We start from the raw sequence: 19,678 nt of genomic DNA, 5'->3' as shown, positions 1-19,678 counted from the left end.
AGAAAAACCCTTAGCCTGGATAACATTATTTTCGGATTAACTGTTTTCAAATGCAAGTAGTCATGATTGTAACAGGTTTGTAACATCTATGTCATTTGTGCGTAATATTTGTTTCAGACCTTTGCAACCAAATAAGATAACAAGCAATTATGGAGACATTCTATCTCTTTCTGATTATTTTCCTCTTTATACTGGCAATATTCGATTTGTCTGTCGGAGTGAGTAATGATGCGGTGAATTTCCTGAATTCAGCAATAGGATCGAAGGCTGCATCGTTTAAAGTTATTATGGTGATTGCTGCTGTCGGCGTATTCGTCGGCGCTTCACTTTCCAACGGCATGATGGATATTGCCAGGCACGGAATTTACCAGCCGCAACATTTCTTCTTCTCGGAGATTATGTGCATTTTGCTGGCTGTCATGTTGACCGATGTGGTGTTATTGGATATTTTTAATTCCTTAGGGATGCCTACGTCGACAACCGTCTCATTGGTTTTCGAGCTATTAGGCGGTACGGTTGCGATTTCATTAGTCAAGATAGCCAATTCGAACGGTATGCTGCAACTGGGCGATTTATTGAATACGGATAAGGCGTTTACCGTGATATTGGGTATTTTCCTTTCCGTGGCAATCGCTTTCTTCTTCGGGACAGTTGTGCAATATATTTCGCGTCTGATTTTTACGTTTAACTATAAGAAGCACGCTAAATATTTTGTGGGCCTGTTTGCCGGTCTGGCTGCCACGTCCATTCTTTATTTTATGCTGATAAAGGGATTGAAGTCGAGCTCTTTTATGGAAGGCGACCTGAAGGAACTGATTTATGGAAATACGGATAAAGTGGTGTGGGGGGCTTTCATCTTCTTTACGATCCTGATGCAGGTGTTGTATTGGCTGAAAGTAAATGTATTCAAGGTTGTGATCCTGATGGGTACGTTTGCGCTCGCACTCGCTTTTGCCGGGAATGACCTGGTGAACTTCATCGGTGTTCCCCTGGCCGGTTATTCTTCTTATATGGATCTGATGGCACAGGGTGGGACGACCACGACGAATACATTCCTGATGGAATCTTTGCTCGAACCGGCTAAGACGCCCTGGTATTTCCTGTTTGGTTCCGGTATTGTGATGGTCATCGCGCTTGCTACTTCAAAGAAGGCGCATAATGTGGTGAAAACATCCCTCGATCTTTCCCGCCAGTCGGAGGGAAACGAAAACTTCGGGACATCTCCGGTTGCACGCACGCTGGTCCGTACCTGCAACAATATCTCCAATACGATTCTGAGCGTTGTCCCTCCGCGTATGAAGGACTGGATAGACAGCCGTTTTGATAACAGCGAAATGATTCTTGAGGATAAGGCCAGTTTTGATCTGGTCCGTGCTTCCGTCAATGTGGTGCTTTCCGGTTTGCTGATTGCTGTCGGTACTTCGTTGAAGCTGCCGCTGTCTACGACATACGTGGCTTTCATGGTGGCGATGGGTAGTTCGTTGGCTGACCGTGCCTGGGGACGTGAGAGTGCTGTCTACCGTATTACCGGTGTGTTATCCGTGATCGGCGGTTGGTTTATTACGGCGGGAGCGGCTTTCACAATCTGTTTTATCGTTGCTTTGCTGATCCATGTCGGAGGTGTTGCGGCTATGGCGGCAATGGTCGGGTTGGCTGTTTATATGCTGATTCGCAGTCATCTTACCTATCGCAAAAAGATGAAGAAAGAAGCGATGCAGCAAGAGGTCGATTCTACGATTTCCAAACTGCGTGAGACGACGGATAAGCGTGAGGCTCTTTCCCTGTTCCGCGAACATAGTCGCGAAGAACTCTGCAATGTCCTGAACTTTGCATCGGATGCTTTCAGCCGTTCCGTTCATGGCTTTATGGATGAGAACCTGCGTGAGCTTCGTAAGGTGATGAGTGCGGTCGAGGAGAAGAAGAGCTACCTGAAACAGGTGAAACGTGTCGGAACGCTGGGCGTGACTCAGTTGGAACATGATATTGCGATCGATAAAGGATTGTACTATTATCAGGGAAATGACTTTGCGAGCGAGATCATATTCAGTATCCGCCGTCTGACGGAACCTGGCAAAGAGCATGTCGATAACCATTTCAGTCCGTTGAGCGAGGTTCAGAAAGAGGATTTCGGAAAGATGACCGACAATATTGTGTCTTTCCTCAAACGTGGCGCCGCCATGATTGAAAGCAACGATTACCACCGCTTGGACGACCTCGTTGCCGAATCGGCAGAACTGAATGCAGGGCTCACGCTCCTGAAGAAAGAGGAACTGAAGCGTATCCAGGGACAGAGCGGAAGCACGAAAGTGAGCATGGTGTACCTGAATATGGTGCAGGAGGCGCAGAATGTGGTTGCGTTTACGACGAATCTGTTGAAGGTTAGCCGCAAGTTCCAGAAAGAATAATGGATGTTATAATGATAACATTTTCTTCTCTTTAATCAAATCGGTTTCGTTCATTTGGAGGGACGGCACGGTACACATTTTGATGTAATCGCCCGTCTGGCAGGTGTAGTCGTAATAGGCTTGCTGTTCGGGCGTGAAGTCCTCCTTTTGAACCAGACCGCTTTCCATAGTTAGGAATTCTTCTGTATCCGTGCTGTCGGACTCCTTGATCAGCAGGATGCGGCGGGCAACCGGGTTTCGGTTGTAGTCAAGGCCGATATACAGGCCGCGCAGTTGCCGGGGATTCCGGAAGAAGGGGATCTGCAGGTAGACTGTAACTAATGTAAATTGCGGGGACGGGTTTTCGCTGAACATGCAATAGAAATTCTGCGGGTCGCCGATGACGCCCATTCCCCATTGTGCTTCCCCATAGGCGTTCAGCCGCCCGATACGGATATGCTCTTTGTTCTCCGACAGGTTGATGATGAAAGGTTCTACTTTCAGGCAGTCCGACGAGGATGAAAGGCTGTAACTGGTGTAAAGCCCGCATATATTGTCGACCCGGTGAATCGATAACTGTACCTCTTCCTGTAAATGTTCAAGGAAGGGGTTTGCTTTCCGGGTGTCGTTTACGGCCGGTTCCAGTTTGTCTAACCGTTCCAGTAAATCCGGCAGGATGGAAAGCAATCTGCGTTTGGAGATATTGTTAACCAGAACAAGCGCACGTTCCAATGCTTCTTCCTGTGGACAATTTTTCAGCCCCTCAAAATAGGCCGGGAGCACTGTCGTATATAAAGAAGACAGGATGCTGGGAGCCATTTCGGCGCAGTCGGCTATTTCTTTCATTTTTACCCCGTTGTTTCGCAGATATTCTATTCGTTGATAGAGTTCCCGGAAGTCGTCCATATTGTTTTTTGTTTACTGTTTTTGTATTGCAAAATAAGTACAGGCATATTGCATTTGTGTTACATGAATATTACATAAATATTGCTTTATAAATCATTGATTTATAGTAGGTATTAATAATAAACATTCATGTTTTCAGTAATATTGTTGTAATATGCCGCCTGTACTTTTGCTGCCGTAAACAAAATGACAGCATGTTATGAACAGACGGTTTTCCGATTTTCTTTTTATCCTTTGGGCCGGCGGTGCCGCTCTTCTTTCTTACTCATTGGTCTATGCCTTGCGCAAACCGTACACGGCGGCAGCTTTCGAGGATGTCGATTTCTTCGGAATGGATTATAAGGTGGTCGTGACGATTTCCCAGATATTGGGGTATGTGATTTCCAAGTTTATGGGGATTAAGCTCATCTCCGAATTGAAACGGGAAGAACGTCTGAAATTCATTTTGATGTCAATTGTCATGGCGGAGCTTTCGTTAGTGTTCTTCGGGTTGCTTTCCGCTCCTTATAATATTGCGGCGATGTTCCTGAATGGCCTGTCGTTAGGTTGTATGTGGGGAGTTATTTTTAGCTTTATCGAGGGACGGCGGATGACGGATATCCTGGCCAGCCTCTTAGGCGTCAGCATGGTGATCAGCTCGGGAACGGCCAAGTCGGCGGGACTTTTCGTGATGAATAACCTGCATGTGAATGAGTTCTGGATGCCTGCATTGATCGGTGCGGTGGCATTGCCGGTTCTGGCACTGTTAGGATATGTGCTGAACCGTTTGCCGCAGCCTACCGAAGAAGATATTGCGATGAAGTCGGAGCGGGCTACGCTGAACGGGAAACAACGCTGGGAACTGTTCAGGAACTTCATGCCCTTTCTTCTGATGTTGTTTGTTGCCAATATCGCGATTGTGGTGTTGCGCGATATAAAAGAGGATTTCCTTGTGAATATCATAGATGTCTCCAACTATTCTCCCTGGCTTTTTGCCCAGATCGACAGTGTGGTGACGCTCATTATCCTGGGGATATTCGGGTTGATGGTCTTTGTAAAGGACAATCTGAAAGCCCTTTCCATTCTCTTTTGTCTGATTATTATGGGGATGATCGTGATGTCTATCGTCTCTTTCGGGCAGGAGCGGTTCCGGCTGTCTCCCGTTGTCTGGCTCTTTGTCCAGAGCCTTTGCCTGTATATTGCTTATCTTACTTTCCAGACGATTTTCTTCGACCGGTTCATTGCCTGTTTCAGTATTCACGGGAATGTGGGGTTCTTTATTGTGACGACGGACTTCTTAGGATACACCGGGACGGTACTTGTGCTCGTACTGAAGGAGTTTTGTAATCCTCATATCGACTGGGCTGTGTTTTACAACCAGTTTGCGGGGTATGTCGGTATTTTCTGCTGCATCACCTTCATCTGTTCCTTTGTATATTTGCACCAGCGTTTCCGGAAGGAAAACGGCTTGACAGTCAAGAGCGGCGAGGTGTTTGATGCGACTCCGCAGAACGCTATCACGATGGCTTGATGAATGAATAAGTAAATAAGTATAATAATGAAATAAGTAAGTTATGAAAAAGATTTCGTGTGTGATTATGGACTGGGCCGGAACGGCTGTCGATTTCGGCTGTTTTGCTCCTCTGAATGCCTTCCTGAAGGTTTTCTCCGAAGAAAAAGGAGTAGATATAACCTACCGCCAGGCGCGTGAGCCGATGGGGCTGTTGAAAATAGACCATATCAAGGCGATCCTGAATATGCCAGAAGTGACAGACAAATTCCGGGCGCGTTATAACCGCGACTGGAACATGGATGACGTGAACGAGATGTACCGGAGTTTTGAAAAGCACCTCTTTGCCTCCCTCCGCAACTTTACAGATCCGATCCCCGGCGTACTGGAAACGATGGAAGTGCTGCGCGGACAAGGTATCCGGATCGGTTCGACCACCGGCTATACGCAGGCAATGATGGACGTGGTTCGTCCCGACGCTGCCGCCAAAGGATATGTGGTGGATAATCTGGTTACTCCGGATGATGTTCCCGCCGGTCGTCCTGCTCCATATATGATTTATAAGAATATGATCGACCTGGCTATCCCTTCTGTCGATAATGTGGTGAAAGTGGGCGATACGATTGCCGATATCAAGGAAGGGCTGAATGCGAAAGTCTGGAGTATAGGCATCGTCACCGGCAGCAACGAGATGGGCTTGACGGAAAAGGAATACAATCATCGCTCCGCCGACGAACTGGCAGAACTGAAACGGGAAGTTCGCCAACGGATGCTGAACGCCGGTGCCCATTTCGTCCTCGACAACATCACGGAACTCCCGGCTTGCATCGAAAGGATTAATCGGTAAAATCATCACAAAAACATAATATTTACATCATGAATACAAAACGAAACTATCTATTACTTACCCCCGGCCCTTTGAGTACGTCCGAAACGGTTCGTGAAGCCATGTTGCAGGACTGGTGCACGTGGGATAAAGATTATAACGAAGGAATTGTCACTCCGATCCGTAAAGGCCTGTTGGCTATTGCAGGCCTGGATGAGGATGAATATACAAACGTCTTATTGCAGGGAAGCGGCACATATTGTGTGGAAGCGACTATCGGTGCTGCCGTAAAACCGACCGATAAACTGTTGATCCTGGCAAACGGCGCTTATGGGAAACGGATGGCTCAGATTGCCGGATATTACCATATCGACCATGTACTGGTTTCTTTGCACGAAACCGAACTGATCACCGGCGAAGTGGCCTGTAAGGCACTCGAAGCCAATCCGGGCGTCACTCATCTGTCAATGGTGCATAGCGAAACAACCACCGGCTTGCTGAATCCGATCGAGGAGGTGGCAGAGGTGCTGAAAGGCCGTGACATCACTTTTATTGTCGATGCGATGAGCAGCTTCGGCGGTGTGCCTATTGACATGAAAGGGCTGGGCATCGACTTCCTGGTCAGCAGCGCCAACAAATGTATCCAGGGCGTTCCCGGTTTCGGCTTTATTATCGCAAAGAAGGATAAATTGGTCGCAACGAAAGGCAATGCCCGTTCCCTCTCGCTCGATATCTATGCGCAATGGGAAGCGATGGAGAAAGGCGGCGGCAAATGGCGCTTCACCTCTCCCACGCATGTGGTACACGCGTTCTATCAGGCCATGAAGGAACTGAACGAAGAAGGCGGCATCGCAGCCCGCTCGGAACGTTACAAAAAGAACCACCGCACGTTGGTCGACGGCATGCGCGCCTTAGGCTTCGAGACCTTGCTGCCCGATGCCTCGCAGGGCCCGATCATCACCTCTTTCCGTTATCCTTCGGCCGGCTTTGATTTCGCCTCTTTCTACGAACAGTTGAAGGCAAAAGGGTTCGTTATTTATCCGGGTAAGATTTCCGACGCCGACACCTTCCGTATCGGAAATATCGGCGATGTTTTCCCTGAAGATATGAAAGCGCTTTTACAGGCGATTCAATCGATAAGATATTAAAATAGCAAGTGTATGGTTGTGAGCTAAGGAGAATTTCGTTTCTTTGCAACCGAAAATCAATACACAGTTTCGTGAAATATTTCGTTTGCATTTTACTGTTCTTATTTCAGTTCACAATAGAAATGGCAGCCGCTGTCTCTGTCCCCGCGCTTGACGCGGGGCCGCAAGATGAGCGGCTTTATCAATTAAAGCCCGATACGGCAGGTTTTGATGCGATCCCGCGTCAGGCGCGGGAACAGGGCGCGGCTTCCGATACCCTTCGGCAGCGCATGCCGGTTGTGCCGTATAAGTTCAATCCGAAAAGCCTGATTCTTCCGGCATCCCTGATTACAGTCGGAGCTGTCGGTACGGCGATAGACGGAATGAACGATTTCCATCTTCTCTCGCGCAAAGATTCCGTGAAGCAAATCCGCATAGACGATTATATGGAATGGGGAATGTTAGGTTGGGTGTTTGTCTGCGACCTGATGGGGAAGGAGAAGCACAATTGGGTGGACCAGCTTTGCCTGGTTGTCATCGCCGAAGGATTTAATGCAGCCATGACGCGAACAGTTAAATATGCGGTCAACGAAATCCGTCCCGATGGCGGTCCGCATTCTTTTCCCTCCGGGCATACAGCAAATGTTTTTTTAGGTGCGCACGTCGCCTGGAAGGAGTTTAAGGACAGCAGTCCGGTGTTGGCCTATTCAGGTTATGGCTTGGCCACGCTTGTCGCCTGTTCCCGCCTGTATAACAACCGTCACTGGGTGGCGGATGTGGTTGCCGGAGCCGGTTTCGGCATCCTTTCCGTCGAGCTTGCCTATCTGACCTATTTCCCGATTCGTAATGCGATTGCCCGCCGGATTAACCTGAAAGCCAGCGACCGCCTGGTTATAGCCCCGACGCTGTCTCCCGAGGGCGGTGGTCTTTATCTTTCCTGGAAATTTTAGGATATCTTATTCCGTTTCGCTGATGCGGATCAGTTCTTCGATGAATGTCCGCTCGTTGCTAAGGCGGGGAATCTTGTGCTGGCCGCCTAATTTCCCTTTCATGCGGAGCCACTCGTAGAACGTGCCCTCGCGTGCAACTATAATTTCCAATGGCTGAAGCGAAATCTCCTTATAGCGTTTGGCCTCATAGTCGGAGTTGAGCTGTTGCAGCGTCTTGTCTAACAAAGCGGCAAAATCGTCTAACGAAGGCGGCATCTTCTCGAATTCGACCATCCATTGATGGCGGCCTTTTGCCTTGTCAAGCATAAAGAGGGGAGCGGCGGTGTATTCTTTCACTTTTGCTCCGGTCAGGCGCGAGACAGCACTGATCGCCTTGTCGGCATTGTCCACCATCAACTCTTCCCCAAAGGCATTGATATAGTTCTTGGTACGTCCCGATATCACGAACTTGTGCGGATGCAGGGAGGTGAAACGGACGGTGTCGCCGATCTGGTATCGCCAAAGGCCGCCGGATGTGGTAATCACCATCGCATAATTCTTGCCGACTTCGACGGCTTCCAACGGAAGAATAGTCGGGTTGTCGCTGCCCACCTCATTGATCGGGATAAATTCATAGAACACGCCGTAGTCGATCATCATCAACAGGCTGTGCTCATCCGGATCGTCCTGAAGGCCGAAGAATCCCTCCGAAGCGTTGTAGGTTTCCATGTAATGCATTCGGTCTGAAGGAATCAGCGCCTTGTATTGGTCGCGATAGGGCTCGAAACTGATGCCGCCGTGGAAGAATACCTCCATATTCGGCCAGACATCGGTCAGGTATTCCCGTCCGGTCTTTTTCAGCATCGCCTTGATCAGGACCAGCATCCAGGAAGGGACGCCGGAAAGGCTGTTCACATCGGCCCGGCAGGTGCTTTCGACAATCGCCTTGATCTTGCTTTCCCATTCGTCCATAAGGATGATTTTTTTGGCAGGGACGCGAATCAGGTTCACCAACGGATTCAGATTCTGCAACAAGACGGCCGAAAGGTCCCCGCAGTGTGCATTCCGGTTCAGGGGCGACGGGCTGTGGCTGCCGCCTAAGATCAGGCCTTTGCTGGCGAAGAAATGGCTGTCGGGAGTGTTTCGTAGATAGACGGAGACGGTGTCGAAGCCGCCTTTATAATGGCACCCTCTCAGAATTTCAGGGGTGACGGGGAGGAATTTGCTTTTATCGTTCGTGGTGCCGCTGCTTTTCGCGTACCACCGGACGACCGAAGGCCAGAGTATATTCCTTTCTCCGTTTATCATACGGGTGACGTATGGTTTTATATCGTCGTAAGTCTGCAAGGGGATACGCCGGCAAAAGTCGGCATATCTCTGAATGCTTTTGTAGTCGTATTTCAAGCCCCACTCAGTGTTGCGGGCGGTAGATAGAAGGGATTGCAACTGGTTACGCTGGATAACGTCGGTTTCCTGCGCGAATCTTGCGATCTCTTTTTGCCGGGGGCGGAAGAGTAGTGATATCGTATTCGTTAGAATATCCATGCTCCTTTTATTTGTATTGCGTACAAATGTAGGCATTCTCTTTCTATTAATATCTTAAGATATGCATATTTTCCTATCTTTGTGCTACATACTTAATCCTGTATAACGATGAGAATAGGAATCCTTTCTTCCGGAGGCGATTGTCCCGGTATAAACGCAACGATTCGCGGTGTCGGCAAGACGGCCATCATGCATTACGGCATGGAAGTGGTCGGTATCCACAGCGGTTTCGTAGGCTTATTGAATAAAGATGTACAGACGTTCGACGAACGCAGCCTCTCCGGTATCCTGAATCTGGGTGGAACTATTTTGGGTACTTCCCGCGAAAAACCTTTCCGTAAACTGTTGGCTTCCGGCGAGAGCGAGAAACCGCAGGTCATTATGCAGAATTATGAAGAGTTAGGCCTGGATTGCCTGGTCTGCATCGGCGGCAACGGGACACAGAAGACTGCCGGCATGCTTTCCGCCTTGGGACTGAATGTGATCGGCGTACCGAAAACAATCGATAATGATGTCTGGGGAACGGATATTACGTTCGGCTTCGATACAGCCGTGAACATAGCAACCGAAGCGATCGACCGTCTGCATTCGACCGCCAGTTCCCACAAACGTGTGATGGTGGTCGAAGTGATGGGCCATCATGCCGGATGGATCGCCCTTTATGCCGGAATGGCGGGAGGCGCCGATGTGATCCTGATTCCCGAATTAGGCTATGACTTGGAGAAGGTAAACGAAACGATCCTGGAACGTGCCCGCAAGGGCAAACCCTATTCGATCGTTGTCGTGGCCGAAGGCGTCGAGACGCCGAACAAAGAGCGTCCTTCCGTTTATGTGACGCGTGCCATCGAGGAGGCAACCGGCATCGAATGTCGTGATACGGTGTTGGGATATATCCAGCGCGGAGGCAATCCTTCGCCGTTCGACCGCAATCTGGCAACCCGCTTGGGCGGACATGCTACGGAATTGATTGCCGAGAGACGCTTCGGGCGCATGGTTTGTATGAAAGGAGATTGTGTCGAGTCTGTCCCGCTGTCGGAAGTGGCCGGTAAACTGAAGCTGGTGACTCCGGACCATGATCTGATTGTACAGGGGCAACGGATGGGAATCTCCTTTGGGAGTTGAAAGTTGAAAATTAGTTTTCGGCGGGGACGGCTTCTTGGGCGGTTTCCGCTTTTGTTTCTTCTGCACTTGCTGTCTTTGCACTTGCTGTCTCTGCGGATATTTCTTCCTGGCCATTGTTTTCCATTGCCTCTTCGGGGAGTTCCTCGAATTCGTGCTCGGCCGTGTTCTCGCCGGTCTTCTTTTTCTTCAGTTCCGAGATGAATTGCTGGAAAGTCTTATCCGTACGCAGTTTCTTGATCGCCATCTTGGCGGCCGATTGCTGGGATTCTTTTTTAGAGTATCCGATGCCTACGCCGATCTGTGTGTCCGAAAGGGTCACACCCGTCTGGAATACCGGATTCCCGTCGTTGTCGGTAAACGATTCGATCAGGTCGAACGAGATTTCCAGTTTGTTCTTCTGGCTCCATTCGATCAGGCTCGATTTGAAGTTCACCTCTTTGCGGGCGATTGTATCGATGTCGATATATTTCTTGATCATCACATCCTGGATGAAATGATAGCACACCTTGTAACCCTGATCCAGATAGATGGCTCCGATCAATGCTTCAAGGGCGTTTCCATACATGTGATTGTTGTGGGAGCTTAGTTTGGCTGAGTAAACAACCATTTTGTCGAGTCCCAATTCGACGGCAATGCGGTTCAGTGTCTCGCGTTGTACGATTTTGGAGCGGGTATTGGTCAGGAATCCTTCCCGCTTGTTTTGGAAATGTTTATAAACGATATCAGCTACGATTGCATCCAATACGGCATCACCCAAAAACTCCAACCGTTCGTTATTCAACCATCTGCCGTCACCGCTCTCAACCGAAGATGACTTGTGGAGGAAGGCCTGTTCATACAAGTGGATGTTTTCAGGGCAAAACCCAAGTATTTTGTATAAAGAAGAATAAGGCTCCTTACCGATATTCTTGAGGAGCCTTATTCTTTTGTATAGCTTTGTAAACACGTTACTTCACAAATTTTTTAACAATCGCGCAGGCATTGTGACCGCCGAACCCGAAGGTATTTGACAGTGCAGCCCGTACTTCTCTTTTTTGAGCTTTATTGAATGTGAAATTCAGTTTATAATCTATTTCCGGATCATCATCGCCATCGACGTGGTTGATCGTAGGAGGAACGATACCGTTCTGTATAGCCATAATGCAAAGCATTACTTCTATAGCTCCGGCAGCGCCTAACAGGTGACCTGTCATTGACTTGGTGGAACTGATATTCAAGTTATAAGCATGATCTCCGAAGACTTCCTTGATCGCTTTTACTTCTGAGATGTCACCTACCGGAGTCGATGTCCCGTGAACATTGATATAATCGATGTCTTCCGGTGTCATTTCCGCATCTTCCAATGCATTGCGCATAACCAACTTGGCACCTAATCCTTCAGGATGGGAAGCAGTCAGATGGTAAGCATCGGCAGACATACCGGTTCCGGCAATTTCGCAATATATTTTAGCTCCACGCGCCAAAGCGTGTTCCATTTCTTCCAATATCAGGCAAGCACCGCCTTCACCCATTACGAAACCATCGCGGCTGGCACTGAACGGACGGGAGGCAGTCTCCGGAGAATCGTTGCGTGTAGACAGTGCATTCATCGAATTGAATCCACCTACGCCTGATTCCGAAATTGCGGCTTCCGCGCCACCTGTCACAATGACATTCGCTTTGCCCAAACGGATATAGTTGTATGCGTCACCAATCGCGTTGGTAGAAGAGGCACAAGCCGAGACTGTCGCAAAGTTCGGGCCATGAAATCCATAAAGCATGGAGATATGTCCGGCTGCGATATCCGAAATCATCTTCGGAATGAAGAACGGATTGAACTTCGGACCGATCGTGTCTTTGGTCTTCGCATATCCTAATACTTCTTCGTCGAATGTCTTGATACCACCGATACCAGAGGCGAAAATAACGCCGATACGGTTCTTGTCTTCCTTGTCCAAGTCCATTGCTGCGTCTTCGATCGCCTGCTTTGCTGCCTGTATTGCAAACAAGCTGTAGCGGTCGCACTTGCGGGCTTCCTTACGATCCATCACTGTCAACGGATCGAAGCCTTTTACTTCGCATGCAAATTGTGTCTTGAATTTGGATGCATCAAACTGAGTAATAGGCCCGGCTCCACTCTTCCCGTTGATAATACCTTCCCATGTTTCCGGGAGGGTATTACCAAGTGGAGTAATAGCTCCAAGACCTGTTACCACAACTCTTTTTAATTCCATACCTTTAATTAAAAGGATTGATTACTTCGCATTAGCTTCGATGTAAGCAATGGCGTCGCCTACAGTTGTAATCTTTTCTGCTTGATCATCGGGAATAGAAATACCGAATTCTTTTTCGAATTCCATAATCAGTTCTACAGTGTCAAGAGAGTCTGCTCCTAAATCGTTAGTAAAGCTTGCTTCGTTTGTAACTTCTGTTTCTTCAACACTTAATTTGTCAACGATGATAGCTTTTACTCTTTCAGCAACTTCAGACATAACTTTTTCAATTTAGATTAATAAATACGAATATACTTTTTAAATTTGCAGTGCAAAGAAAAGAATTTTTTATGTTACAAAACAAATTTAATGAGCTAAAAATGCGGAAAACTGCACATTTTTTCTTTTCTTGTGCACTAAAACAGGTAAAAACATGAAGAACATAGCCATTTTTGCTTCCGGTTCGGGTACAAACGCGGAAAATATAGCCCGATATTTCTCTAAAAGTGAAACTATTAAAGTGGCGGTTGTTTTGTCTAACAACCGGAATGTCGGTGTCCATGGACGCGTAAACAAATTGGGAATCCCCTCTTTTGTTTTTTCGCGTGACGAGTTTGCCGAAGGGAGCGCCGTTTTGGCTAAACTGGCGGAGTACGATACGGACCTGATCGTCCTTGCCGGCTTTATGAATAAAATCTCCGACACCCTGTTGAATGCCTATCCGGGCAAGATTATCAACATCCATCCGGCCCTCCTGCCCAAATACGGCGGAAAAGGAATGTACGGGATGCATGTGCACGAGGCGGTAGTCGCCGCCGGCGAAAAGGAAACAGGCATCACCATACATTATATAGACGAGCATTACGACGAAGGGACGACCATCTTCCAGGCAAAATGCCCCGTCCTTCCTTCCGACACCCCGGAAGAGGTCGCAACGAAGGTGCATGCCCTCGAATATGCCCATTATCCGCACGTCATAGAAGATCTGTTGAGATAGAGGGGCGCATGGAAAATTCGCATCCGCAATATTGCTGGTTGTAGAAGCCGTTTTCGGCTAAGAGGATGCGTCGGCGTTCGCTTAGCCCGCCTTTGCGCCAGTTCTTTTCCCAAAATTCGACATCGGTAAATTCGGCCGCTGCTGCATGGCCGGCCTCTGCGATCTGTTCGAGGCTTTTCCAGCGCGAAGAGGCTAAGGTGGTGGCAAAGGTGTCGAAACCTCTTTCGTGCGCCATGCGTGCCGTCGCCCGTAGCCGCATCCTGAAGCACTGCCGGCAGCGTCCTCCCCGTTCCGGCTCATTCTCCAGGCCGCGGATTTCCTGCAACCAGCTCTCGTGATCGTAATCTCCGTCGATGATTTCCAGCCCTAAGGATCGGGCGTAGCGGGTACATTCGGATTTCCGGATATTATATTCTTCCAGCGGGTAAATGTTCGGATTGAAATAGAACAACACCGGACGTATCCCGTTTTCCAACAACCACTCTATAATGGCCGCCGAACAGGGCGCACAGCAGGTATGAAGTAATAAATGCATATCGGGACTGGGTTTGTTACGGGGTACGAATATAAGCAATTTTGTCGGATTTTGGGAATTGGGTCGCAAAATCGCCTGATGTATCCTGAACCGTAAATCATCATTTACCGATTCAAATTTTGAACCTTCTGCAAACAGGAATTATACAATAACCCCTTTTTCTGGCGTTTTTCTATTTCATCTGAAATCTTGATCGATTTTGAACTGACTTTTTTCACTGTTTTAGCCTGTTCAACTGACAACAGATAAAACGAGGTGCGCAGTCCGTCTCGGAAGGCGTACAATTTGATTACTGAAAAGCGGAAACGCCTACAAAGTGATAAACCTTAACTCCCGGAGAATCGAATATTTGAAAATAAAACGGACGGCGTTCCAAATATCTCAAGGAAATTTAGGGGCTTTTTTGCCATGAAAACGGTCCTCTTTTCAATTACGACCGTCCAAATCGCCATTACGACCGTTCTAATCTTCGCGAGGTGCCGAGTGCACTACACATTAGCACGGTCATAATGGCAAAGAGGACGGTCGTAATTGCTGGAAACGCTCAAAAAAGGCGGAAAAGTCCCTTTTTGAGACCGAAAAAGCAGATTAACATTTGTTTGGTTTCGGATATATTTTGAGTCTAAAAAATGCGTTTTATACAATAAGCCCCCCTCGGTGGAAATACACAGGCATGAAAACGGAGGCGAATGGTTTGTGCGGAAGAAGGGACGGACAGTGTTTAAAGGTCAAAAGAAAATGATGCTGATAATGACAAATTTATAGCTTTACGATTCTAAACAATATCGCCATGAGAAGAACAATTTATCTATTTGTATTTACGTGCCTGCTGTTGCTTCCTTTAGTATCCAATGCACAGCTTAAATCGGGTATTGTAGTGGGTGGAGGTGATAGCTGGATGCACAAGTCGAAAATTAATTCACCTTTATTATCAGGAGAAAGAGATTTGAATTGGGATCACCGTTTTAGTTTTAATGCTGGATATCATTCCAATATGAATTTAAAAATCATTTTTTGATTGATGCAGCTTTGTTGTATCAAGCGAGAAGAGTGAATATCGCTTACCAGGAACAAGGAATGGACCCTAATATAGATTACGGCAAACAGCAACCGGGTGGAGCTATTTACGATAAAACAAAATTATTTAACGGATTATCGCTGAATGCTGTCGTGGGCTATAAGTTATGGAAAGGGTTAAAAGCCGGAATCGGGGTAGAACCGACGATCTATTTCAATACGACAAGCGAAAATAATATGACAGATGATAAATTTGATATTCCTCTTGTTGTAAAAGTAGGCTATGATTTCAACTGGTTTCAAGTTGATCTGTCTTATAAGAACGGATTCAAACGGCTTTACTGGAATCCTGTAGTTGGCAATACAGATACAAGAGACTTGCAGGTGTCGATCTTTGTTCCGATTTTTAAATGATCATTGATACAACTTGCCTCGGTTTTGAAACAAAAAATCATATAGTTATCCTGATAATCACTGTTAAAAAAAATAATAAGCGGCAAAGAAATCAACCTGATCTTTTTGCCGCTTATTATTTCGTTTAGAAGTTCACATTCAACTGCATCACGAACGTCCGGGGAGGTGAGCCAGCATCGGGCGGAAAAGACTTAATCTATGAGCAACTCTATTTTCTTCGCAATTTCTTCGGAGGTCGGTAGCAGTTCCTTATAGGCTTCGGGTAATTCGGGCGACAGACTGTAAGTCGCCACCCCGATAGGCATTGTCGAATTTTTCAAAGCATATTCCACAATCATGCGGCTTTTCGATTTACATATAATGATACCGATTGCCGGGTTTTCATGGGGCAGTCTTACGGTATCATTCAGTACATTCAGGTAAAATTCCATCTTGCCTTTATATTCCGGTTGGAACTCACCGATTTTCAATTCAATTGCTATCATTGCTTGCAAACGTCTGTTATACAGAAGTAAATCTATGAAATATTCTTTACCATCTACTACTATCCGATACTGATTGCCGACAAAAGAGAAATTCGGACCGAACTCCATCAGGAAAGCACGGATATTCTTTATGATCGCCTGTTCCAATTCATATTCGGAATGTTCTTCTGAAAGTCCCACAAGGTCGAATGTGTATTCGTCCTTCAAAGCAAGTATGGCTTGTTTTTTTATTTTATCCGGTAAGGTTATATCGAAATTACTTTGCCCAAGCAGATAGTTTTCGTATGTCTTTACCTCTATCTTGTTGATAAGAACATCTTTCGTCCAGCCGTATTTCTTGGTCGCCAATATATAAAATTGCCGTTGCTGCGTTTCCTTACACTTGGTAAGGATGACGATGTGCTTTGACCAGCTAATTTCTCCAACTAATGGTTGGAGAAATTCATTCGATTGGTATTCAGTATAAAAGCGTGCCATATCCCACATATTGGAAACGCCAAAACCTTTGATCCCCGGAAATTCCTTTTGGATATCCCGTGAAAGGTTTTCTACAACGGATTTGCCCCAGCCCAATGCTGCCTGTTGTTCGGTAATCCGCTTGCCGATTTCCCAATACAACGCGATCATCTCTTTGTTTACAGCCTTTAACGCTTCGTACTGCGCTGACCGAATGCGGGCTGTTATCTCATTTCTGAAGTCGAGATATTCGGGGGATATAATGGGGGCGTTCTTTACTGCCATACCTCATTTATATTATAATTGGTTACAAAGGTAAGATTTTCTTTTGATTAAGCTGCCTACAAATAGGCTTTTGAAAAGGACTGTATTACAAAGAATAAGCGGCAAAGAAATCAACCTGATCTTTTTGCCGCTTATTATTTCGTTTAGAAGTTCACATTCAACTGCATCACGAACGTCCGGGGAGGTGAGACCAGCATCGGGCGGGTGGTGTATTCTTTGTTGAACAGGTTGTTGACCATGAACTGGACGGAGGTCTCTTTTGTGATCTTCACGCCGGCACGGAGGTCAACTACGCAGTAAGGCGTATTGTGATCCATCCAATAGGAGGTGAGCGTTTCTCCGCCCGAGTTGCCATACAAGACGTAGCGTATGTAATCCATCAGTTCCGGTTGCGATTTTTCGCGTTCGTCCACCATCAGGTAGTCGACGGCCAGCGTCTTGCTCTTCCAGGCGATGTTGGTGCCTAAGCTCAGGCGTTTCCACTGGAAGTCGAGGACCGCTTTTACGGTGTGTTTCTGGCGGTACTTCAGGTATTTGGACGTGTTGGATTTCTCTTTCATGCGCATCGGGTCGTCGAGGAGCGCTTCTTCTGCGTTCTTGCGCTTGTAGTCGACGTCTTCCGGTTCGATAAAGACATATCCTAAGTTGTAGGTCAGCGTGGTGTTCGGGTTGAACGTGTAGACGCCGTTCGTGCTGATCTCCGCTCCGTAGATACGGGCTTTCGAGACGTTGTAGAACTGGGCGCCGAATCCCGGCATCTGGCCTTGGGAGACCATGTTGAGGAAGTCACGCGTGCCGTTGACATATTCGAAGGTCGAGTTGTTGAAGATTCCGAAACGGAATTCGATCATGTCGGTGTACTGGGTGTAGAAGCCCGCCACGTCAAAGAAACCCATCAGGTTGCCGAACTTATAACCCTGCTTGAATCCTAACTCGGCGTTAACCCCTTTTTCCGCTTTTACCTGGTTGTTCGGGTAGACGCCGACACCGCCGATGTCTTTGCGGGCATATTTCTCTGTCAGCGAAGGATAGCGGTAGCCTTGTCCGAAGCTGGCACGGATAAAGCTGTAGTCGGCAAGCTGGTAGTTCAACCCGGCGCGGAAGATCGGCTTGACCGGGATGTGGGTGCCGAAGAGCTTCGTGTCGGCTTCGCGCAGGTAGTCGTCCACACGGTAATATTCCGCACGCATACCGGCCGAAACGCCCAGGCGGTCGAAGAAGCGCTGGTCGTACTGGACGAACAGGGCGGCGTTGTCGCTGTCGTGCGTGCCGGTCATGTTGGAGACGCTTTTCATGTGCTCGTAGGTGGCGCCTGCCGTCAGCTGTATGCCGCTGTCCCATTTCTTGTTGAACTGGTAGTCGACATAATAGGTATAGTTCTTATCGATATCGGTCTGTTTGTCTGTTTTGTTTCCGAGAGCGCCCGAGAGCCAGGGGATCAGATCCGACTGGTCCGTGGGAAGGCCGTTCTTCATCACCCATGCTAACAGATCGCAATAGTCGCCGGTCGTCGCGGTCGGGAAAATGCCGTTCAGGATATTGGTCGCCCCGTTGACGATCCCGCCCAAGTCTCCTTGCAGGATCGGCTGGATGACCGGGAAGAAGGTGCTGTAGTCGCCGTTCTGGATATTCTGCACCAGGCCGGTGATCGAGTTGACATCGGTGCCCATATTGCCGAGGATGTCGAGGATGGACTTCTGGTTGCTGGTTCCCTGCCCGATATTGTCGCCCCGGTAATAGAAGCGGGCTTTGATCTTGTGGGAGGTGTTGTTGTTCGGGTTCGTAAAGTTGAAGAACGGGTCGAGGTAGAAGGTGTTCGCTTCGCGTCCCATATTGGCGATGGCGGAGGGCTGGTAAGCCTCTTTCGGCGAACGCCAGAGGAAGAAGTCGGCATAGTTGTCGGCCATATAGTTGGTGTTGAAACCGTAGTTCAGCAGTTTGCCGTCCGGCATCGGCTGGTGGTACGTCAGGTTGCCGCCTACACGGAAGCGTTTGTTATAGCCCTGTTCGCGGAACCCTTCGTCGGTGAACAGGTTCAAGCCTGCCGAGACGTCGAAATCGCCGATGCGCCGTGCGTGCGACACGTCGAACCCTTCATACAGCGGGTTGCGGATGCCGGAAAGTACGCTTTTGCGCAGGAACGGCTCGACGTCGTATTTCCCGTCCCGCCAGAAAGCCTTGTCGCTCCACTGGTAGTCTTCATTCGCCGGGTCGCCATACACGCCGACGTAGGCGCGGAGGCTGGTGGTCGGTGTCAGATTGGGGCGTTTGGTCCGGATGTTGATCACGCCGTTCAGTGCCGACGAGCCGTACAGCACGGAGGAAGCGCCTTTCATCACTTCCACCTGCTCGATGTTTTCCAGCGGGACGATGTTCCAGTTGATCACGCCGCTTCCCGGCATCAGGGCGTTCATCCCGTCGATCAGGACGAGGCTTCGCGAGCCGACGCCGTAGGTCCAGCCGTTACCGCCACGAATGGAGGGTTGCCGGTCGTTGATGTCCACGCCCGGCATCGTGTTGAGTGTCGAGCTCAGGTCGGTCGGCGCCTGCCGGGCGATGTCGCCTGCTTTCAGGAGGTCCATGGAGACGGTGACGTCGCTCAGTTTCTGTTCGAAACGTCCGGCGCTGACTACCACGTCGCCTAACAGGTTGGCCTGGATGTGCATGCGGATGTCCTTTACTTTCACGTCGCCGCGGTTGAGTACTAACGGCACCAGTTCGTTTTCGTATCCGATATAACTGAACAGCAGGTCCACGCCTCCTTCCGGAAGTGCGATCTCATAGGCTCCGTCGGGGTCCGAGATCGTGCCGTTCGTGTCTCCATTGATCTTCTTGTATGTGATGTTGACGCCGGCCAGCGGTTCGTTGTTGTCGGCGTCATAGACATGTCCTTTCAATGTCTGTCCGAAGGCCGCCCCGGTGAAGAGCAGCAATGAAAAAATCAGGCTATATAGCTTTCTCATGATGAA

The 19,678-nt window shown here is 48.4% G+C and carries 17 protein-coding genes; 9 read left to right on the top strand and 8 right to left on the bottom strand.

The window, feature by feature from the left end; all coding sequences use genetic code 11:
* The first annotated feature begins 149 nt into the window (after positions 1-149).
* Positions 150-2,405 (top strand): inorganic phosphate transporter, encoded by a 2,256-nt coding sequence (locus DWW90_RS01825; protein ID WP_122343780.1) that lies wholly within the window; start codon positions 150-152, stop codon positions 2,403-2,405.
* A gap of 6 nt (positions 2,406-2,411) precedes the next feature.
* Here DWW90_RS01825 and DWW90_RS01820 read toward each other — a convergent pair whose 3' ends face one another.
* Complete coding sequence (locus DWW90_RS01820; protein WP_122343779.1) at positions 2,412-3,290, bottom strand: hypothetical protein; 879 nt, start codon at positions 3,288-3,290, stop codon at positions 2,412-2,414.
* Between the two features lie 199 nt (positions 3,291-3,489).
* Between DWW90_RS01820 and DWW90_RS01815 the strand changes: the two genes are divergently transcribed.
* The 4 genes from DWW90_RS01815 (at position 3,490) to DWW90_RS01800 (ending at position 7,682) form a co-directional block, all read left to right on the top strand.
* The gene (locus DWW90_RS01815; protein ID WP_122343778.1) at positions 3,490-4,800 is read left to right on the top strand and encodes a DUF5690 family protein; all 1,311 of its coding nucleotides are present in this window, start codon (positions 3,490-3,492) and stop codon (positions 4,798-4,800) included.
* Between the two features lie 43 nt (positions 4,801-4,843).
* Entirely contained in the window at positions 4,844-5,626 is a 783-nt protein-coding gene (gene phnX, locus DWW90_RS01810) for a phosphonoacetaldehyde hydrolase (RefSeq protein WP_115498261.1), read from the top strand.
* Between the two features lie 29 nt (positions 5,627-5,655).
* Complete coding sequence (gene phnW / locus DWW90_RS01805) at positions 5,656-6,753, top strand: 2-aminoethylphosphonate--pyruvate transaminase (protein ID WP_122343777.1); 1,098 nt, start codon at positions 5,656-5,658, stop codon at positions 6,751-6,753.
* Between the two features lie 71 nt (positions 6,754-6,824).
* Positions 6,825-7,682 (top strand): phosphatase PAP2 family protein, encoded by an 858-nt coding sequence (locus DWW90_RS01800; protein WP_233547626.1) that lies wholly within the window; start codon positions 6,825-6,827, stop codon positions 7,680-7,682.
* 6 nt (positions 7,683-7,688) lie between these two features.
* On the opposite strand, the gene DWW90_RS01795 is transcribed toward DWW90_RS01800, so the two are convergent.
* Positions 7,689-9,206 carry a GH3 auxin-responsive promoter family protein gene (locus DWW90_RS01795; protein WP_122343775.1) on the bottom strand — a complete coding sequence of 506 codons (1,518 nt, stop codon included), beginning with the start codon at positions 9,204-9,206 and terminating at the stop codon, positions 7,689-7,691.
* Between the two features lie 108 nt (positions 9,207-9,314).
* Here DWW90_RS01795 and DWW90_RS01790 point away from each other — a divergent pair, with 108 nt between their 5' ends.
* Positions 9,315-10,328 carry an ATP-dependent 6-phosphofructokinase gene (locus DWW90_RS01790; protein ID WP_115498265.1) on the top strand — a complete coding sequence of 338 codons (1,014 nt, stop codon included), beginning with the start codon at positions 9,315-9,317 and terminating at the stop codon, positions 10,326-10,328.
* 10 nt (positions 10,329-10,338) lie between these two features.
* Here DWW90_RS01790 and rnc read toward each other — a convergent pair whose 3' ends face one another.
* The 3 genes from rnc to DWW90_RS01775 are packed head-to-tail and all read right to left on the bottom strand — an operon-like array spanning position 10,339 to position 12,799.
* Positions 10,339-11,274 carry a ribonuclease III gene (gene rnc / locus DWW90_RS01785; protein ID WP_115498266.1) on the bottom strand — a complete coding sequence of 312 codons (936 nt, stop codon included), beginning with the start codon at positions 11,272-11,274 and terminating at the stop codon, positions 10,339-10,341.
* Position 11,275: 1 nt separating this feature from the next.
* Positions 11,276-12,541 (bottom strand): beta-ketoacyl-ACP synthase II, encoded by a 1,266-nt coding sequence (gene fabF / locus DWW90_RS01780; protein WP_122343774.1) that lies wholly within the window; start codon positions 12,539-12,541, stop codon positions 11,276-11,278.
* 21 nt (positions 12,542-12,562) lie between these two features.
* On the bottom strand, positions 12,563-12,799 hold the full coding sequence (locus DWW90_RS01775; protein WP_005639879.1) for an acyl carrier protein: 237 nt from the start codon (positions 12,797-12,799) through the stop codon (positions 12,563-12,565).
* A gap of 154 nt (positions 12,800-12,953) precedes the next feature.
* On the opposite strand from DWW90_RS01775, the gene purN reads away from it, so the two are divergent.
* The gene (gene purN / locus DWW90_RS01770; protein WP_115498268.1) at positions 12,954-13,517 is read left to right on the top strand and encodes a phosphoribosylglycinamide formyltransferase; all 564 of its coding nucleotides are present in this window, start codon (positions 12,954-12,956) and stop codon (positions 13,515-13,517) included.
* On the opposite strand, the gene DWW90_RS01765 is transcribed toward purN, so the two are convergent.
* Positions 13,495-14,052: an epoxyqueuosine reductase QueH gene (locus DWW90_RS01765; protein WP_115498269.1), complete on the bottom strand. Its 558-nt coding sequence runs from the start codon at positions 14,050-14,052 to the stop codon at positions 13,495-13,497. The genes purN and DWW90_RS01765 overlap by 23 nt on opposite strands.
* A 790-nt stretch (positions 14,053-14,842) precedes the next feature.
* On the opposite strand from DWW90_RS01765, the gene DWW90_RS20355 reads away from it, so the two are divergent.
* The gene (locus DWW90_RS20355) at positions 14,843-15,070 is read left to right on the top strand and encodes a hypothetical protein (RefSeq protein WP_147382388.1); all 228 of its coding nucleotides are present in this window, start codon (positions 14,843-14,845) and stop codon (positions 15,068-15,070) included.
* On the top strand, positions 15,067-15,483 hold the full coding sequence (locus DWW90_RS01755) for a hypothetical protein (RefSeq protein ID WP_122343772.1): 417 nt from the start codon (positions 15,067-15,069) through the stop codon (positions 15,481-15,483). The genes DWW90_RS20355 and DWW90_RS01755 overlap by 4 nt, the downstream gene beginning before the upstream one ends.
* A gap of 191 nt (positions 15,484-15,674) precedes the next feature.
* Here the strand turns inward: DWW90_RS01755 and DWW90_RS01750 are convergent, their stop codons facing one another.
* Together DWW90_RS01750 and DWW90_RS01745 are read right to left on the bottom strand one after the other, a co-directional pair.
* Positions 15,675-16,709, bottom strand: a complete 1,035-nt coding sequence (locus DWW90_RS01750) for a YhcG family protein (RefSeq protein WP_122343771.1) — start codon at positions 16,707-16,709, stop codon at positions 15,675-15,677.
* Positions 16,710-16,852: 143 nt separating this feature from the next.
* Positions 16,853-19,672, bottom strand: coding sequence for a TonB-dependent receptor (locus DWW90_RS01745; RefSeq protein WP_122343770.1), 2,820 nt, complete (start codon positions 19,670-19,672; stop codon positions 16,853-16,855).
* Positions 19,673-19,678 lie beyond the last annotated feature (6 nt).

This window comes from Parabacteroides sp. AF17-28, assembly GCF_003479205.1.
GTDB classification, from domain to species: Bacteria; Bacteroidota; Bacteroidia; order Bacteroidales; family Tannerellaceae; genus Parabacteroides; species Parabacteroides acidifaciens.
The sequence above is the reverse complement of the archived record's forward strand: the minus strand, read 5'-3'. Positions and strand labels throughout refer to the sequence as shown.

Bases quoted from the DNA above. Each gene is read 5' to 3' on its own strand.
- DWW90_RS01825 (WP_122343780.1), top strand. From the start codon at position 150: ATGGAGACATTCTATCTCTTTCTGATTATTTTCCTCTTTATACTGGCA.
- DWW90_RS01820 (WP_122343779.1), bottom strand. From the start codon at position 3,290: ATGGACGACTTCCGGGAACTCTATCAACGAATAGAATATCTGCGAAAC.
- DWW90_RS01815 (WP_122343778.1), top strand. From the start codon at position 3,490: ATGAACAGACGGTTTTCCGATTTTCTTTTTATCCTTTGGGCCGGCGGT.
- phnX (WP_115498261.1), top strand. From the start codon at position 4,844: ATGAAAAAGATTTCGTGTGTGATTATGGACTGGGCCGGAACGGCTGTC.
- phnW (WP_122343777.1), top strand. From the start codon at position 5,656: ATGAATACAAAACGAAACTATCTATTACTTACCCCCGGCCCTTTGAGT.
- DWW90_RS01795 (WP_122343775.1), bottom strand. From the start codon at position 9,206: ATGGATATTCTAACGAATACGATATCACTACTCTTCCGCCCCCGGCAA.
- DWW90_RS01790 (WP_115498265.1), top strand. From the start codon at position 9,315: ATGAGAATAGGAATCCTTTCTTCCGGAGGCGATTGTCCCGGTATAAAC.
- fabF (WP_122343774.1), bottom strand. From the start codon at position 12,541: ATGGAATTAAAAAGAGTTGTGGTAACAGGTCTTGGAGCTATTACTCCA.
- DWW90_RS01775 (WP_005639879.1), bottom strand. From the start codon at position 12,799: ATGTCTGAAGTTGCTGAAAGAGTAAAAGCTATCATCGTTGACAAATTA.
- purN (WP_115498268.1), top strand. From the start codon at position 12,954: ATGAAGAACATAGCCATTTTTGCTTCCGGTTCGGGTACAAACGCGGAA.
- DWW90_RS01765 (WP_115498269.1), bottom strand. From the start codon at position 14,052: ATGCATTTATTACTTCATACCTGCTGTGCGCCCTGTTCGGCGGCCATT.
- DWW90_RS20355 (WP_147382388.1), top strand. From the start codon at position 14,843: ATGAGAAGAACAATTTATCTATTTGTATTTACGTGCCTGCTGTTGCTT.
- DWW90_RS01750 (WP_122343771.1), bottom strand. From the start codon at position 16,709: ATGGCAGTAAAGAACGCCCCCATTATATCCCCCGAATATCTCGACTTC.
- DWW90_RS01745 (WP_122343770.1), bottom strand. From the start codon at position 19,672: ATGAGAAAGCTATATAGCCTGATTTTTTCATTGCTGCTCTTCACCGGG.